Source organism: Glutamicibacter arilaitensis (assembly GCF_044793945.1).
Classification (GTDB): Bacteria; Actinomycetota; Actinomycetes; order Actinomycetales; family Micrococcaceae; genus Glutamicibacter; species Glutamicibacter arilaitensis_B.
In genome coordinates, this window is sequence record NZ_CP084994.1 from 3,852,635 (window position 1) to 3,868,284 (window position 15,650).

Annotated in this window: 19 protein-coding genes; 8 read left to right on the forward strand and 11 right to left on the reverse strand. The window is 56.9% G+C overall.

The genetic code is table 11. The features are described 5' to 3' along the window. The first annotated feature begins 85 nt into the window (after window positions 1-85). Both LG294_RS17900 and LG294_RS17905 read left to right on the forward strand, forming a co-directional pair. Complete coding sequence (locus LG294_RS17900; RefSeq protein ID WP_404288168.1) at window positions 86-1,258, forward strand: Gfo/Idh/MocA family protein; 1,173 nt, start codon at window positions 86-88, stop codon at window positions 1,256-1,258. Further along, window positions 1,255-2,268 carry a sugar phosphate isomerase/epimerase family protein gene (locus tag LG294_RS17905; RefSeq protein ID WP_404288170.1) on the forward strand — a complete coding sequence of 338 codons (1,014 nt, stop codon included), beginning with the start codon at window positions 1,255-1,257 and terminating at the stop codon, window positions 2,266-2,268. The genes LG294_RS17900 and LG294_RS17905 overlap by 4 nt, the downstream gene beginning before the upstream one ends. 277 nt (window positions 2,269-2,545) lie before the next feature. Here the strand turns inward: LG294_RS17905 and LG294_RS17910 are convergent, their stop codons facing one another. From LG294_RS17910 to uraD, 6 genes are all read right to left on the reverse strand, one after another. Continuing rightward, window positions 2,546-3,700, reverse strand: coding sequence for an MFS transporter (locus tag LG294_RS17910; protein WP_404288172.1), 1,155 nt, complete (start codon window positions 3,698-3,700; stop codon window positions 2,546-2,548). Window positions 3,701-3,830: 130 nt separating this feature from the next. Beyond that, window positions 3,831-4,790: an ROK family protein gene (locus LG294_RS17915; RefSeq protein ID WP_404288174.1), complete on the reverse strand. Its 960-nt coding sequence runs from the start codon at window positions 4,788-4,790 to the stop codon at window positions 3,831-3,833. A 305-nt stretch (window positions 4,791-5,095) separates the two neighbouring features. After that, entirely contained in the window at window positions 5,096-6,631 is a 1,536-nt protein-coding gene (locus LG294_RS17920; RefSeq protein WP_404288176.1) for a nucleobase:cation symporter-2 family protein, read from the reverse strand. Between the two features lie 77 nt (window positions 6,632-6,708). Beyond that, on the reverse strand, window positions 6,709-7,632 hold the full coding sequence (gene pucL / locus LG294_RS17925; RefSeq protein WP_404288178.1) for a factor-independent urate hydroxylase: 924 nt from the start codon (window positions 7,630-7,632) through the stop codon (window positions 6,709-6,711). A gap of 4 nt (window positions 7,633-7,636) precedes the next feature. Then, a complete protein-coding gene (gene uraH, locus LG294_RS17930; RefSeq protein ID WP_404288180.1) occupies window positions 7,637-7,993 on the reverse strand; it encodes a hydroxyisourate hydrolase in 357 nt (118 codons plus the stop codon). 28 nt (window positions 7,994-8,021) lie between these two features. Further along, window positions 8,022-8,516 carry a 2-oxo-4-hydroxy-4-carboxy-5-ureidoimidazoline decarboxylase gene (gene uraD, locus LG294_RS17935; RefSeq protein ID WP_404288182.1) on the reverse strand — a complete coding sequence of 165 codons (495 nt, stop codon included), beginning with the start codon at window positions 8,514-8,516 and terminating at the stop codon, window positions 8,022-8,024. A gap of 318 nt (window positions 8,517-8,834) precedes the next feature. On the opposite strand from uraD, the gene LG294_RS17940 reads away from it, so the two are divergent. Beyond that, entirely contained in the window at window positions 8,835-9,020 is a 186-nt protein-coding gene (locus tag LG294_RS17940) for a hypothetical protein (protein WP_404288184.1), read from the forward strand. Window positions 9,021-9,235: 215 nt separating this feature from the next. Here the strand turns inward: LG294_RS17940 and LG294_RS17945 are convergent, their stop codons facing one another. Further along, window positions 9,236-10,237: an AEC family transporter gene (locus LG294_RS17945; RefSeq protein WP_404288186.1), complete on the reverse strand. Its 1,002-nt coding sequence runs from the start codon at window positions 10,235-10,237 to the stop codon at window positions 9,236-9,238. 169 nt (window positions 10,238-10,406) lie between these two features. On the opposite strand from LG294_RS17945, the gene LG294_RS17950 reads away from it, so the two are divergent. Further along, complete coding sequence (locus LG294_RS17950) at window positions 10,407-11,162, forward strand: SDR family oxidoreductase (RefSeq protein ID WP_404288188.1); 756 nt, start codon at window positions 10,407-10,409, stop codon at window positions 11,160-11,162. A 77-nt stretch (window positions 11,163-11,239) separates the two neighbouring features. Next, window positions 11,240-11,638, forward strand: a complete 399-nt coding sequence (locus LG294_RS17955) for a hypothetical protein (RefSeq protein WP_404288190.1) — start codon at window positions 11,240-11,242, stop codon at window positions 11,636-11,638. Here LG294_RS17955 and LG294_RS17960 read toward each other — a convergent pair. The 3 genes from LG294_RS17960 to LG294_RS17970 form a co-directional block, all read right to left on the reverse strand. Then, window positions 11,635-12,075, reverse strand: coding sequence for an SRPBCC domain-containing protein (locus LG294_RS17960; protein WP_404288192.1), 441 nt, complete (start codon window positions 12,073-12,075; stop codon window positions 11,635-11,637). The genes LG294_RS17955 and LG294_RS17960 overlap by 4 nt on opposite strands. A gap of 51 nt (window positions 12,076-12,126) precedes the next feature. Further along, entirely contained in the window at window positions 12,127-12,381 is a 255-nt protein-coding gene (locus tag LG294_RS17965) for a hypothetical protein (protein ID WP_404288194.1), read from the reverse strand. 89 nt (window positions 12,382-12,470) lie between these two features. Next, the gene (locus LG294_RS17970; RefSeq protein ID WP_404288196.1) at window positions 12,471-12,932 is read right to left on the reverse strand and encodes a MarR family winged helix-turn-helix transcriptional regulator; all 462 of its coding nucleotides are present in this window, start codon (window positions 12,930-12,932) and stop codon (window positions 12,471-12,473) included. Window positions 12,933-13,067: 135 nt separating this feature from the next. Here LG294_RS17970 and LG294_RS17975 point away from each other — a divergent pair, with 135 nt between their 5' ends. From LG294_RS17975 to LG294_RS17985, 3 genes are read left to right on the forward strand one after another with little or no spacing between them, the layout of a single operon-like run. Continuing rightward, complete coding sequence (locus tag LG294_RS17975) at window positions 13,068-14,099, forward strand: tellurite resistance/C4-dicarboxylate transporter family protein (protein WP_404288197.1); 1,032 nt, start codon at window positions 13,068-13,070, stop codon at window positions 14,097-14,099. A gap of 9 nt (window positions 14,100-14,108) precedes the next feature. Next, the gene (locus LG294_RS17980; RefSeq protein ID WP_404288199.1) at window positions 14,109-15,110 is read left to right on the forward strand and encodes a pirin family protein; all 1,002 of its coding nucleotides are present in this window, start codon (window positions 14,109-14,111) and stop codon (window positions 15,108-15,110) included. Between the two features lie 14 nt (window positions 15,111-15,124). Continuing rightward, on the forward strand, window positions 15,125-15,457 hold the full coding sequence (locus tag LG294_RS17985) for a GNAT family N-acetyltransferase (RefSeq protein WP_404288201.1): 333 nt from the start codon (window positions 15,125-15,127) through the stop codon (window positions 15,455-15,457). Here LG294_RS17985 and LG294_RS17990 read toward each other — a convergent pair. Next, a complete protein-coding gene (locus LG294_RS17990) occupies window positions 15,454-15,642 on the reverse strand; it encodes a DNA-binding protein (RefSeq protein ID WP_404288203.1) in 189 nt (62 codons plus the stop codon). The genes LG294_RS17985 and LG294_RS17990 overlap by 4 nt on opposite strands. Window positions 15,643-15,650 lie beyond the last annotated feature (8 nt).

Here is a 15,650-nt window from a genome sequence, read left to right on the forward strand (position 1 = left end):
CCCTTGACCGCCGCCTGGATTCGGCTTTACACTTTTTTGGAGCGCTCCAAAATTTCTCTCTACTAACTTTCATTCAGGAGAACCCGTGACAAAAAGCATCGGAATCGCAGTCATCGGCGCAGGCATGGCCGGCTTGTCCCATATCGCCGGCTACCGCACCGCGCCCACCCTTTACAGCCCCGACCTGCCGCCGCTGCGCTACGTTGCGGTTGCCGACGTGAACACCGAGCTCGCAGCCAAAGTGGCCAAGCGTTACGGCTACGAAAAGGCACTGGGCTCCTGGCAAGAGGTGGCGAATGATCCAGATATCGACGTCGTTTCGGTAGTTATTGCCAACCGTTTCCACCGCGAAGCCGTTGAAGGTCTGCTGGCCGCCGGCAAGCACGTATTGTGCGAAAAGCCGTTGGCTGACACCCTAGAAGAAGCCGAGGCAATGGCCACTGCGGCCCGCAACGCTAACTCCATTGCCCGCGTCGGTTTCACCTTCCGCCGAACCCCGGGTATCGCCACTATCCGAAACCTGATCACCGATGGCACCCTGGGCAAGGTTTTGCATTTTTCTGGTCGCTATTGGACCGACTACGGCCACAATCCACAGGCTCCAATGAGCTGGCGCTTCAAGGGCGATGCCGGCTCTGGCGCATTGGCCGACGTGGGAAGCCACCTGTCCTATGTCGCCGAGTTCCTGGCCGGGGGCATTCTCTCGGTCAGTGGTGGTCAACTGAGCACCAGCATCACCGAACGCTTCCTGCCGGCCGGGGCCGTGACCGGACACGACCTGGTGGAACTAAGTGATAAATCGGAACCGGTGGAGAACGACGACTACGCGGCGTTCAATGTCCAGTTCGCGGATGCTTCCGGCAGTCTGGAAGTCTCCCGCGTGGCAGCCGGCCACCCAAATACGCTGACCTTCGAGGTCTTTTGCGAGAAGGGCGCGGCACGCTTCAGCCAGCTGCGTCCGTCGGAAATCGAAATCCTGCTCACCGAGGGACCTTCGGCAACCAACGGCTATCGCACGGTGAACCTCGGATCGGAACACGCTTACCTGGGCGGCGGGCTCCCCATGGACGCACCAGGTGTCGGCTTTGGCCAGAATGACGCCTTCGGCTACCAGGCCCGCGCCTTCCTCGACGAGGTCTGCGGCCTTAACACCGCACTTCCCACCAACGCAACATTCGACGAGGGCGTGCACAATATGCAAATCCTGCAGGCCGTCGTCCAGTCTGCAAACAATGACGGAAAGAAGGTCACCCTGTGAAACTCGGTGTCTACAACGCAATCCTCCACGACCGCTCACTACCCGAAGCACTGAAGGTCATTGCCGATCAGGGGCTTACCGGCATCGAGCTGAACACCGGTGGATTCTTGCCTCCGGTACACGTGCCAAACATCGATGAGATCTTGGAAAGTGACAGCACTCGGGATGACTTCCTCGCCCAATTTGAGGGCAGTGGCGTGGAAATCTACGGGCTGAACTGCAACGGCAATCCATTGCACCCAAACCGAGAAATCGGTGCGAAGCACGCCGAAGACATTCGCCGGTCAATCAAGTTGGCGGCACGCCTTGGCCAGACCCGAGTCGTCACCATGTCCGGCCTTCCCGGTGGAGAACCCAACGCCTCCGGCCCAAATTGGGTGGTTAATGCCTGGAATTCGGCTGCCCTTAATCAGTTGGACTACCAATTCGGCATCGCCGCGGAATTTTGGAAAGACATTGACGCGCTGGCTATCGAGCACGGAGTTAAGGTCGCTCTAGAACTACACCCCCAAAACCTGGTGTTCAATCCTGCCAGTTTCCGCGAGCTCATCAGCAGGGCCGGGACCAGCAATATCGGCGTTGAGCTAGATGCTTCACACCTGTTCTGGCAGCAGATGGATCCTGTGGCCGTCGTCCGCGACTTGGGCAAATGGATCTTCCACGCCGCTGCCAAAGACGTTCGCATCAATGCCAATGCCGCAATCCAAGGAGTGCTGGACAACAGCTTCCGTAAATTGCGCGAGGACGAACCCCGAACCAACCTCGGCGGGGACGAGTGGGCCAACGAATGGCCGAAGAACTCTGCTTGGGACTTCGTGGCCTTGGGCAAGGGACATGACACCGCCTTCTGGACCGAATTCCTACGCGCCCTGCACGAGGTGGACCCTGAGATGCTGGTGAACATCGAGCATGAAGATACCGAGCTGGGGGCCGTTGAAGGCCTCGAAGTAGCTGCCAAGGTGCTGCTTGACGCCGATGCCGCGCTGACCTCGTCGCTGATAGCAAACTAGTACCGCACCAATGAGCGCGCATCCTTAGAGTTTCGTCCTCGCCACTGAAATACGCCGAGAGCCCGGCGTTCACGAAATGTGAACGCCGGGCTCTCGGCGTGGAGTAAGTCATACACCCCGGGTCAAAAATCAGCCAGTACATGCAACGTATTCGCAAGAAATTATCCTACTGCCCGTGCTATGCGGTGTCGAAGTTGAGGATTGCTACCAGCGCAGCCACGACGGTCTTGGCCTGATATCCGTGAGTCAACGTGTCTAGAACAGACAAAAACTGTCCTCAGATACTAGTTGGTATCCCTCCGGTTGGGAGCCCCACCCAGCGCCGATGAAGCAAAGCGCACCCCGCCGCGCACAGCGCAATGACCACACCAAAGCAGGTCACTGCCATCGATTCGCCGGCGAGTTGGCCTATCCATCCTAACCCCAAGGCACCCAAAGCGGTCAGCGCGTAGCCCAGCACCCAAAATGCCGAGCTAACACTAGCTCGATGGCGCAATTCAATACGTCGCAACACGACCCCCAGCCCTACCGGGAACAACGCGCCATGGCTAAGTCCGGCAAGAATCAACCCGGCAAGATATACCGCCATGGCCGGGCCACCGGCCAACTGCGGGGCTAAAGCAATCAGCAACGCACCGGTCCCCAACCCGATATAACCTAAGAGCCCTCTCTCGCTGACAATCTTGCCGCCAAGTTTCTGTCCCACGGTTGTGGCGGCAAAGATCAACGAGCCAATCAACCCCAGAAGACGCAGGTCTGTAATGTCAAAAGCGCGGACTACCAGAATTGAGGTCATTGCGGTACATCCACCCATCACCGCGAAGCCCAGAGTCATAAAACCTCCCGCGCAAAAGTCGCGCCGGGCAAGGCGAGGCACCCGCGGAAGGCTGAGCGTCAACAGGTGTCCACGGTGCAGCACACTGTCCCGGATCAGTGCCAAAAGCACAATGCACAGGCCCGAAAGCACCGAGTGAACGCCGAAAGCAATCATGGGAGCACTCGGAAAGAAAAAGGTGAGGAAAGCTGCCATTGTTGGACCACTGCCCAGACCCACCATATTCGCCGCACTTGAAATGCTGGCGCCGCGGGCGGAACTGGAGACTAGATCTGTCAGATAAGCGGTGGCCGTTCCGGTTACTAATCCAGCGCACACTCCAGAGAGGACCCGGGCCATAAACAGCATGGGTGCCTCGGTCGCCACGGCATAAAGCATTCCGCTGGCCGCCGCGGCAAGTAGTCCGAGGATCATTACGGGTTTGCGACCAATGGCATCGGATAAAGAACCAAAGGTACACAACACGACTAGGACCACGATGGCATATATCGCGAAGAGCTGCGTGGAGGCGGCGGTGCTCAGACCATACTCGTCCTGAAGCATCGGATACAGCGCAGTGGGCATGGTGGTGCCACACATGGCTACTGCGTAAGTCACCAAAACCACGACTAACGGCCAATGAGGTCCCCCGCTTGGCCTATCTCGCAGAAGCATGCCAAGTCCTCGATCTCGTGATGGATAACATCACGAGCCTAGATAAGTCCTAATGTCCTGTCAATGTATTTTGTTATTTTCTGTTCTCTCGCGCCAGATCGGCGGCACCAATAAGTCCAGCTGCCGGCCCCAGCTCCGCCTGACGTATCCGAGCGAATGGACGATATCCTCGACCAGACAGCGTTCGGCGGTAGGTTTCTTCTGCCTTGGCAATTAACTGTTGCGAAGCTGTTCCAAGTCCGCCACCTATCACAACCATGCCGGGGTCTAGTACCGAGGCCAGATTTGAAATCCCCAAACCAAGCCATTCACCCATGTCAGATATTAGGTCCCGGCAGGCTGGATCCCCGGCTGCCGCCAGTTCGGTGACCACGATGCCACTGACCGCTTCTGGATCGTTGCCCACAGCGGCTCGAAGTCGAAAGGCAACCGGCGACTTAGTCCGGACCAGTTCGGCACCGTCCCTGCCTAACGCATTTCCCGATGCGTATTGTTCCCAGCATCCGCGATTACCGCAGGCACATCGATGCCCACCGGGAACAATGACCTGGTGGCCAAACTCCCCTGCGATTCCTGACTTTCCACGATGGATCTGCCCCCCAAGAATGACAGCACCGCCTATGCCAGTGCCGAGAGTCAGACACACCATGTCGCTCTCTCCACGGCCCGCGCCATAACGGTGTTCAGCCCAGCCAGCGGCGTCGGCGTCGTTAACTAGTGTGATGTCATGCCCAACAAGGTTCATCAGGCGTTCGCGAACTGGCTCATTCCGCCAAGATAAGTGGGGACTAAAGAGGACCGTCTTACCCTTTTTGTCCATCCACCCAGCCGCGCCAATCCCGACGGGCAGATCTTCGTGTCCCTCGGAGAGTTCCTTGATTAGTTCCGCGAGAACGTATTCCGTGGCCGCGACATCGTGTTGCGGAGTCTCCCGATGGATCTGTCCCGAGATGCTTCCGCGCTCGTCCACTAATGCCGCGAGTATTTTGGTGCCACCGATATCAACGCCGATGGAAAGATTAGCTGAATGCACAGTTTCCAATACTAAGAGTATTAGGTGTTCAAAACACAAGGCGAAACTCTTTAGGACTGTCGCCGTTGACATTAGTCGCACGATAACCAGACCGAATTTCCTGCTCGCCTTGACTTGATGGCTTTAATAATCAGCTGACATCCGGTGTAATTCGCTCCTAACTACAACTCGCACTTGCTATTAGAGCTTTCACGTGAAACCCGCGAAGTAGCAGCTAGAATACTAGTCTCTAGCCGCTACTTCGCATCGCAAATTATCCGTTGTCCCGTGGTTCACCATCATCTTCAACGACTCTGGCCTCGTCGTCAGTGCTCCGAGGTTTTGGCAATTTTGGGTACAGGCATCTCGATGGTCCCCGTCTGAATCTGTTCGAATTCTTCGGGTGTGACAACAGGGATCTCGTAACCTTCTTTATCGATGAGCTTTCCACCTTCATAGTGGTCACCCTCGATCAGTCCACAGATCTCTTCTGTCTTCACCATGCGCGGCGGGGCGGCAGAGAACACCGAAGAGTTCTTTGAGTTTCCGATTTTGAGTTCGTTGAACAACAGGTTCAGCAGAACCGCCATGATCGCGGCCGAGGAGATCCCCGAGTGGAAGATGGTTTCGAACCAGGTTGGGAAACTCGAGTAGAAGTCCGGTTTGACGATCGGGACGCAGCCAAAGGAGATGGAAGCTGCCACAATGACTAGGTTCATCCCGTCATATTTGATCTTGGACAGGGTACGAATTCCGGAAGCCGCCACGGTGCCGAAGAGCACGATTCCGGCTCCGCCGAGCACCGGGGTAGGAATCGCGGCAACCACACGTCCAAGGATCGGAAGCAGGCCGAGCACCACCAGAATACCGCCGCCGGCTGCGACCACGAAGCGACTGGTGATACCCGTGATGGCCACCAAACCAACGTTCTGCGCAAAGGCCGACTGCGTGAAGGTGTTGAACAGCGGAGCCACCGCGGAGGAGGCCATATCGGCACGCAGCCCGTCGGCGATGCGCTTTGAATCCACCCGGGATCCGGCGATTTCACCGACCGCGAGAATATCGGCGGTGGTTTCGGTCAGGATTACCAAGACCACGATGGTCATTGAAATGATCCCGCCCAGTTCAAAGACCGGCATGCCAAAGGCCAACGGCTGCGGGAAGGCGAAGACCGCTCCGGTTCCCACCTGGGAGAAATCTGCCATCCCCAGCAATGCGGCACCGACGGTTCCCAGCACAATAGCGAGCAGTATGGACATCCGCGAAATTGCGGCATTGCCGACCTTGGAAAGCAGCAGCACGGCGAGCAGCGTGCCAGCGGCGAGCCCGATGTTCGGCAAGGAGCCGTAATCGGGAGCCGCGGCGCTCCCTCCCATGGCCCAGTTCGCCGCGACCGGAGTCAACGAGATGCCGATCATCGTAATCACCACCCCGGTGACCACCGGCGGGAAGTATCTAATCACCCGTGCAAAGAACGGCGCGATGAGGAAGCCGATGAGCGCGGCAACCAGAACCGCGCCGAAGACCGCTTGAATGCCTCCTCCCCCGTTGACGATGGCAACCATCGTGGCGACCGAGGCAAAGGAGGTTCCCTGGACCAGCGGCAGCTGAGCTCCGAAGAAGGGAATTCCTACGGTCTGCAAGATGGTTGCCAGGCCGCCAATGAACAGGCAGCTGGCCACGAGCAACCCGACTTCTTCGCTGCTCAACCCCGCCGCCCCGCCGATGATCAACGGCGGGGCGATGATCCCGCCGTACATGGTCAGGACATGCTGGAGCCCGTAGGCCAATGACTTGCCAAATGGTAATCTAGCGTCCTCTGGCCGTCGTGCTTTGATAGATTCATCAGGTGTAGCGCTCAAGGCTGACCTCCTACGTCAGTCGCTGCCAAAAAGGGTGTGCCGGTGTGTCCGCACCGGCACACCCTTCTCACATCGGGTTAGATAAATGCAGGGATATTGGCCCACACCGGATGGTTGGCCTCGGTTCCCTCGCGGGAGAGGGTTGCTTCGATCAGTCCATAAGGCCGATCTGCGGCAAAGAACACTTCATTTGGGTTGTCCTGGCCGAAAACTTCCAGATCCACTAGGAAGTGGTGCTTGTTCGGCAGTGACATCTTGATCTCTGCAATTTCTGGATGCGCCTCAAGAACCGCTTGGCCCATGTTGTACATGCTCTGCTGCAGCGCGTACGAATGGGTCTGCGCGAATTGGGTCAGCATCAGCGAACGCACCGAGCTGTACACGGCGTCGTAGTCGATACCGGCTTCGACGGCTTCGGGGTTGTAGCGCCATCGGGCGGTGACGTCGGTGGCCAGAATGCGATCGGTGGTTTCCTTCAAGGTTGTGTACTTGTCAACCGGGAATCCATGGAACTCGCTGCCTGTGGACTTGAGGACCGTGAGGCCTTCGAGCCCAGCGACAATGCTCTTTTCACCGTCGGGTCCGATTTCCAGCACAGCCGTGCGTATTTCGGACTTGTTTTGCGAGAAGGCGTGATCGTGGTCGTTGATTCGGTCCCAGAAGAACTGCTGCGCCGCCCAGCGTCCGCCGGTGATCCACTCGAATTCTCCGGTGAAGTGGTCACCCAGCTGAACCAGGAACTCTTCGATGGCATCCACCCCATTTCGGGCCAGACCGTAGACGGTGTTCTTCTGGGTGTCGGTGGGAACAACTCGGCCGTTGTCTCCGTCGGTGTGCGCCGCCGTGAAGTCGCCGTGTAGCTGGCTGGTGACGTTCAGATCCTGAATCTGATGGCGGTCGGTGTCGCGGGTGATCTTCACCAGGCGGACCTCGGCCTTGCCGTACTGGTTGGATCCAAGCACAATTTTGGTTCCTGCTGGGGCATTGATTTCGGTAGTCATGGTTCTAACTTCCTCGGTACGTGGAATATGCAAACGGGCTGATAAGAAGAGGTACGTGGTAATGCTCGGCTATGTCATTGACGTAAAAGTCGATGCTTACCGTGGGGAAGAAGGTTTCCGTTCCCTGCTTCCCGAAGTAGTCGCCGGTTTCGAAGGAAATCCGGTAGCGTCCTGCTTCAACCTGAGTCGGTCCCATTGCCTTGATGCGGCCGTCCGCATCGGTGAGTCCGGATCCGATTTCTTGCCAGCCGGATGCCGTGTTGGCTTCCAGCGTGGCCTTGACACCGGAGGCTGGCCTCCCGGTCCCGGTGTCGAGAATGTGGGTGGTGATGTGGCTTCGCACTGCGATCGATTCATCCATGAAGAACTCCTGAACTCAAGGGTTGGCTTTAGTCGCTGACCGCGCTGGACATTCGAAGAAGCGCAATGGCGCGCAACTGCTCAGCCACTTCGCGCAACTCGGTGTCGTCGTCATTGTCGAGGCGGCGTTCGCATTCAGCGAGTATTTCGTTCGTGCTTCGGCCTGCTGCACGGATTAAGAAAACCCGGTTGAAGCGCGCTTCATAGCTGCGATTGGCTTCAGCGAGACGCGAGGTGACATCACCATCGAGATTCAGACTCGCTTGTTCACCCCGGGAAAGTGAGGCTTCGGCGGAATTCCCCGAGGCTCGTTCACCGATGCGTGGGTGATGCGCCAGGGCGGCAGAGATTTCAGACTCGCTGAAGGACGCCGCACTTTGCTGGGCGGCAGCCGTTAGCCCAGCACTATTTGCATAGGGGCGAGCGGCAACAAGGCTGGTGATCCAACGTTCCACATCAAGGCATGGCCGCAAGACGGCGGCAGCATCTGCCTCGGGAAGGTTGTTAAAAACGCGCAAGTCCATCGGGTGATCAGCTCTTTTCTTACTTCACGATCCGATGGCTGAACACCCTTACCACCGATGGTTCTATCGGCTTCGACTCGATGTTTTTGGATCGTGGAATCTTCGTTCCACTACTGTAAGCCACCTCACACCACTTCCGTCAAGTGCTTTTCGCGGCAATCTTTCTGAAGTGTGATTTATTGTCCGAAATTTCGGTCAAGAGAAGTTTTTACCCCAAATCCCTTGCCATGCCCCATGCTAAGCCGACATACTGTTTTCGTAGAACAAAAATAAACTTCCGTATTACGGAATCAAGTTATCGCAAAAAGGAGGGTCGCCATGACCGCCAACCAGTCGGCTAGCATCAACTACTCACCAAAGGAAGCGCGGGCCCTCTCGGCGACCGCGGCGCTCCGGACGGGCATGTTCCAGCCAGTCGAGAACCTGGATCCTGACATGTCCCCGCGGGCACACATCAACACATCTGCGCCAAGCTTCCTAGACCGCCTGCTGCGCAGAAGCTAATCCGCCGACCCTAAATAGGTTAAAGCTTCATAGAGACCATGCTCCGGAGGCGCCGAGCATGGTCTCTATGTTCTTAAAGTTGCGCGCTTTAGATGGGCCTGGAATTCGAGGCTGGCAAGAGATATCGATTAATGGCGCACTTGATGCCGAGAGCAATCCAGCAATCTGCATCGCCGCGGCATTCAGCCGTCCAGAGAAATGCCACCTACGAAGACCTATTTGAGCACCAGCTGCGCCAAAACTGGAAGCGCGATTACCGACAGAGCGCAGGTAATAACGATGGCCAGCGCCGTCGGCTCACCGTCGCCGGTGTCATTTTGAGCCATTATGTAGGCCGTGGCCGAGGTGGGCATAGCTGCCATGAGTACCGCGGTATTGAACCACATCGCTTCGAGATCCGGCGCGAGAATCCAGAGCAGCGAAACGGTCAGCAGGGGCAGAGCCGCCAGTTTGCCAACCACCATGATCAGCATGGTTCGCTTGGCGCCACGCACTTTGGTTTGTGTCGTCCCGGCGCGGCGATCCAAGGTGCGCTGAACGGTCCTCCGCAAGGAAAGGCCGATCACGAATAGCGCTCCGGGGGCGGCCGCGGCGGCTATGAGGTCCACTGTGCCATCCAGCGGTTTCGGAATGGGTATCCCCCAAATTACCACTGCGCCGCCAAACACCATGGCCCAGGTAACCGGGCTGTAGATCAGTGCGTTGCGAACAGTCAATGCGATCCGCCGCCCGCTGGGCTTATGCCTATTTCCCGGACCTGCCGGCATCATCAACTGCGCCAGAATGGGAAAACCCACCATAAAAATAACGTTGTGAACCAATTGCCCCATGCCTGCGGCGAGACCGGCTTGGCTACCGAGCACCCCGAGGATTACCGGAATTCCTAAATAGGAGACATTGCCGAAGCTGGTGCTGAGCATGCCAGCTAAACTTCGCCCGCGATCTACGCGTAGCAGATAACGAAAAAGCACCCAGCAGATGAGGGCGAACGCCAACGTCGAGGCGACGGTGACCCATAGGAAATCGAAAGGAACTCCCCGGCTTATATCGGCCCGGGCAACCACCTTGTACAGCAATGCCGGCAGTGCCACATAAAAGACAAAGACGTTCAGCGCCGGTTCTACGCTGGGCGGGAATTTCGGTGAGTAGCTGACCGCGTAGCCAATGAGCATCACGAAAAACAACGGCAAGACACCGAACAGCACGTCGAGGAACACAGGACTCCTCCAAAGTTCTTTTTTGAGTCTTCCTAAGCCTAGTAGCCATTCCCGGGTCTACCTGCATCGACTTTGCAGGTCATACAGAACTTCATGCATGCTTCGGGCGATTCACATGCACGGCCGCCGGAGGCAGCTGCGACTAGGCTGGAAGCCAAAAGGAGCAAATATGCCAACTGCTAACACGCCGGCTTCCACCATCCTTATCACCGGTGCCGGCTCCGGAATAGGTCGGGCCACCGCACGTACGCTACTAGCCCAAGGCTGGAATGTGGTCTTGGCCGGGCGCACCGAACAGACTCTGCACGAAGCGTCCCAAGGCCACCCAAACGCTTTAGTCGTCCAAACCGATGTGTCGTCCGCGCAAATGGTCAGTAGTTTATTTGCAAAAGCTACCGAACATTTTGGTCGACTCGACACGCTATTCAACAATGCTGGGACTTTCGGTCCGGCGGTCTCCATCGATGAACTAAGCGAGGAAGACTGGGACAAAGTCTGCCAGGTGAACCTCACCGGAGCGATAAATTGCGCCCGAGAAGCATTTAAACATATGAAGCTGCATGGCGGCGGAAGAATTATCAACAATGGATCAATTTCCGCTCAGGTGCCCCGGCCGCGGTCGGTGGCCTATGCGGTTACCAAGCACGCAATAACTGGACTGACTAAGTCCATTGAACTCGACGGCCGCCCGTTTGGTATTTGCGCTTCGCAGCTCGATATCGGAAATACGGCTAGCGACATCATGGACGAACTCGGCACCTCGCATGGAGCCTTGCAAGCCGACGGCTCGCGCAAGGTAGAGCCGACGTTTGAACTGCAGCAGGCAGCGCAGGCCGTAGCCTTTCTGGCCAATAGCCCTCTGACCGTCTCGGTCAATCAGCTCACGATTACCGCTGCAGGAATGCCCTATATCGGCCGCGGCTAGTTTCTACGCCCGCTGAGTTCACCGGGTGGCTATAGTGGGACGAACCATTTGGAGTCCAAACTCAGGCAAGTGAGAAGATGAGCGCCGAACCATCAGCAATGCAAGTGAGCTACCCGGCCAATTGCGGTAATGCCCCACGCCACCTGGTGATTCAGGATGTGATCGTGGCGCTTCACGGTCGCGATCTGGATCATCTCAGAAGGTGGCTCACCGAAGATGTCGAGTGGGAGATTGTTGGTTTCCAGACGCTGCACGGGATCGATGCACTTTGTAACTGGGTGATGATTTCAGGAGATATAAAATCTCTCGAATTCAAAAGCGTGCTCACGCACGGTCGCGAAGGAAGTGTCGATGGAAATATCACTAACGGTCAGAACATCTCAGCGGCTTTTAGCCACGTGCTGCGTTTTACGGGAGCCGTGAAAACCGCACGCATCAAGTCCGCGCGCAGCTATCTAGTGCCGAAGCCGGTTTAGAAGTATTCGGCCAAGAGTGATTCAAGCTTTGCAAACGCCGAATTCCACGCCTTGTTACTGCTCTCGATTACTTCATGTGGAAGCGGGCTCTGCGTCAGGGTCACGTAGGTCTGACCGGCGAATTCCTTGAATTCCACTTTGGTATGAATGATCAGATCTAGGGTCATCTCATGCGGTCCATCGGCGCTGGCAAAGCATTCCAGTTCGTCGAAGATCGTGACCACTGCCTTGAGTGGTACCTGAGCTTCCGGATTATCGCTTTGAGCCATGGTCAGCTCGTGGCGTCCACCGACCTTTGGCTCGAGAAATACCGAGCCTTCTTGCACGGTCCAACCGTGAGGCCCCCACCACTGGGAAATAATCTCCGGCTCGACGAATGCCGCCCAGACCGCGCTACGTGGAGCGGCGAATTGCCGGGACAATACAAGTTCATTCATTTCCTGCATACTCAGATTTTACCGTGCTCTTGGCAGGGAATCTAAAGCCGACTATTTGGGGCGACGGGATTCCATGCGGCTAGCGGTATATATGGTTAATTCATCGGCCTGAGTACCGGAAGCTTCGTGGGCACGCAAGACCATCATGGCGCGGTCCCATTTAATGCGTTCGCGGGGGCTACTCATGATCGAGCGTTCGGCCGGACCAAAAATACTCAAGCCCAAGTACTTCAAGCGCCATCGAGCGCGATACCCAAGGCTTAGGCCGGTGGTGTCACTGATGATGGGCAGTGGTGACTCATCCATGGGGAAACCTCAATTTATTGGGCACAGGCGCCGTATACGTCCGTAACTAAAGCTTACTCCAATACTTGGTGCACCAACTATATTCTTCATCACGCCGTGGGCGCCGCGATTCCCGCATCCACTACTCCGCTAAGAATTTCACACAACTCGACAACCTTTTGCTCACTCAAGTTCAGCCGATTCATCATCTCACTAGGAACGTTCAATGCCTGCTCACGCAGTTCTTTACCCCGTTCGGTAGTCTCAATTATGATCGCGCGCTCATCGCGCGGATTCTTTCTGCGTTCGAGCAACCCGGCTTTTTCAAGACGTTTAACTAGCGGGGAGAGAGTCCCTGGATCCAGGTGCAGCTTTTCGCTGAGCTCTCGCGCGCCGATTGGAGCAGACTCCCACAGAGCCAGCATCACCAGATATTGCGGGTGAGTCAGTCCCAGTGGGTCCAGTACCGGCTTATATGCTGAAATCACCGATCGTGACGCGACTGCCAATCCGAAACACAACTGCCGCTCAAGCTTGAGTAGATCATCACGACGAAGATTGGCGCTGTCCACGATGTTTTGTTCTCCTTGGGTCATGCCGCTACCGACACTTAGATCGTACGCCAGCATCCTGAGTCAGGGCTTGGTGGCAGAGCGTCGCAAGCGTTACCCTCAACATCGGGATATGAAGACTTCAAGGAGACCTAGGTGAACCCAGAACTGCGTGATATCCGGTCGCGATTCACGCGATGGGTAGCCACACTTGCCCCGTCGGTGTTTTCTAGCGTGATGGCCACCGGCATCGTAGGCATGGGTCTGGTTCTTTCCGGATTTTCCGCCCTGGGCCAGGCATTCTGCATCTTGGCCAGCTTCATGTTCCTCGGGCTGCTCGTGGTGTTGATGCTGCGGGTGGTGCGTTATCCGTCGGCAGTTCAAATAGATATGTTGAACCCCGCCGTTGGCTTTGGGTTCTTCACAGTGGTTGCGGCGTCGAATGTCTTAGCTCTCGCGTTGGCGGTGTTGAACCTCCCGGGCGCCGCAGTGACAGCACTGATTTTTGGGTCGCTCATCTGGCTGGTCATCACCTATGCAATTCCCGCCGGGTTGGTGCTGCATGAACGTCCAGAACCGGCACTCACCCATGCGAATGGGTCATGGTTCTTGTGGGTGGTAGCCACACAATCCGTTGCTGGTGGCTTGGCGCATAATACGAGTCTTGGCAGTTGGACCGCCATGTTTTCCTTAGCTATCTGGTTGCTAGGCTGTGCACTGTATTTGCTGACAGCTACCCTCGTGACGGTGCGCATGATCCGTTATCCTAACCGTGCAGAGACGCTCTCACCGACGTATTGGATCTTCATGGGCTCCACTGCAATCAGCGTACTGACCGGCTCACAACTACTTGGCTTGGCGAACCGCGGAGAGATTCCGAACTGGCTTCAGGCAAACATCGCCTTCACCACCTTGGCGTTGCTCGCCATCGGGTTATGGTTCATTCCCATGCTGCTGGTCTTCGGTTTCTGGCGGCACATCATTCATCGTCACCCTCTTAGCTATGAAACTAGCCTCTGGGCGATTGTTTTCCCGTTGGGCATGCTTGCCGCTTCATGCCTTTCTCTGGGGTCCATTCCGGATTTTTCCGCTCTCTTCATACTGGGGCAGTTTGTGATTTGGGTTGCCGTGGCTGCTTGGGTTGGAACCACCGCCCTGTGGGTGGCACGAATCAGATATCCTGCCTAGTCTTAGGTTATGAGCAACCTTGAACAGGCTCCGGCGGAGATCGACTGCAGCAACCTCGACGCACGGGCAGAGGTTCAAACACTGGAACCCCGCTTAGTCCCCCTCGGCGGCCCGCGAGCCATGACAGTCTCCCGGACTCTTCCGCAGAAACAGCGCAGCTTGATTGGCGCTTGGTGCTTCCTCGACCACTATGGACCTGACGAAGTATCAGTCACCGGTGGAATGAACGTGCCACGGCATCCTCACACCGGGCTGCAGACCGTCTCTTGGCTTTTTTCCGGCGAAATAGAACACATCGACTCGGCCGGGCATAAGGCCATAGTGCGCCCCGGTGAACTGAACCTCATGACCGCCGGATACGGAATCACGCACTCTGAAATACTGTGCGAAGAAACCACGATCCTGCACGGAGCCCAGCTCTGGACCGCCCTGCCCGATCGGGTGCGCAATATGGAACCAACCTTCGAAAGCTACAGTCCCGAACCGGCATACGGCAACGGATGGATGCTCAACGTTTTCCTCGGCACTCTCGCGATTGGCGAGAAGAGCCTCACCTCCCCGGTCAAGACGCATACCGAGCTCAGCGGGGCCGAGCTGCACCTTGACCCGCACACCGAGGTGGAAATCACGGTCCCAGCACATCACGAACACGGCGTACTCGTTGATCAAGGCCGTCCGACTGTCAACGGCCAACTACTAGAGCACCGTGAACTGGGCTTCGTACGGGCAGGGTGCAAGACGCTGCGTATCAAGGCCGGCGGGCAGCCGCTCCGTGCCTTGGTAATCGGTGGAGAGCCACTGAAAGAAGAGATCCTCATGTGGTGGAACTTCGTGGGCCGAAGCCATGAAGAAGTCCTCGCATTCCGCGCTCAGTACCAGGCGGAAATTGGTGCCGAGCCAGGAGACAGTTCTGAGGACCGGTTTGGGCCGTTCCCAGCAAATACTCCGGCGCCATTGCCAGCCCCGGCACTGCCTACAGTCCGACTACGTACGCGAGTTAACCCCTCATAGAAAGCGGTAATCAAATGAGTGAGATCACCCCGGTATTCCTCCCCGAACGTCGGCGGTACGCGCTGGACGATGATGGAAATCTTATTGGTGCGGCCCATTTTCGTGACTTCAGCGGTTCTGCTGGCATCGAGCGGATCTTCTTCCACACGACCGTGGATGAGAAATACAGCGGCCAAGGATTGGCCAGTGTGATGGTGAAATTCGCATTGGAGAATACCATTGCCGGTGGAGCCAAGATCGTCGCAGTCTGCCCATACGTCAAGGCCTACGTGGCCAAGCACGCAGAGTACCAGCCGCACCTCGTCGCGACGACCCCAGAACACCTGAAGGCCTTGCCGAGCGCCTAATCCTGCATTTCAAGGCCCCGCTCAGCTAAGGCTTCGCGGAGGATGCTGAGCACTTTTGGACCGACACCATGCAATTCGAGTAGTGCTTGCTCGCCGGTTTCACCTGCCAGTTCGAGGTTGGTGATGCCAACGCTTAGCAGCGCCCGGGTGGCGGGTGCGCCGATGGCTGGGAGTTCATTTTTCATACGCCTAG

Coding starts and splice junctions, on each gene's coding strand:
- LG294_RS17940 (WP_404288184.1), top strand. CDS start 8,835: ATGACCGCCAACCAGTCGGCTAGCATCAACTACTCACCAAAGGAAGCG.
- LG294_RS17960 (WP_404288192.1), bottom strand. CDS start 12,075: ATGAATGAACTTGTATTGTCCCGGCAATTCGCCGCTCCACGTAGCGCG.
- LG294_RS17950 (WP_404288188.1), top strand. CDS start 10,407: ATGCCAACTGCTAACACGCCGGCTTCCACCATCCTTATCACCGGTGCC.
- LG294_RS17985 (WP_404288201.1), top strand. CDS start 15,125: ATGAGTGAGATCACCCCGGTATTCCTCCCCGAACGTCGGCGGTACGCG.
- LG294_RS17965 (WP_404288194.1), bottom strand. CDS start 12,381: ATGGATGAGTCACCACTGCCCATCATCAGTGACACCACCGGCCTAAGC.
- pucL (WP_404288178.1), bottom strand. CDS start 7,632: ATGACTACCGAAATCAATGCCCCAGCAGGAACCAAAATTGTGCTTGGA.
- uraD (WP_404288182.1), bottom strand. CDS start 8,516: ATGGACTTGCGCGTTTTTAACAACCTTCCCGAGGCAGATGCTGCCGCC.
- LG294_RS17990 (WP_404288203.1), bottom strand. CDS start 15,642: ATGAAAAATGAACTCCCAGCCATCGGCGCACCCGCCACCCGGGCGCTG.
- LG294_RS17980 (WP_404288199.1), top strand. CDS start 14,109: ATGAGCAACCTTGAACAGGCTCCGGCGGAGATCGACTGCAGCAACCTC.
- uraH (WP_404288180.1), bottom strand. CDS start 7,993: ATGGATGAATCGATCGCAGTGCGAAGCCACATCACCACCCACATTCTC.
- LG294_RS17955 (WP_404288190.1), top strand. CDS start 11,240: ATGAGCGCCGAACCATCAGCAATGCAAGTGAGCTACCCGGCCAATTGC.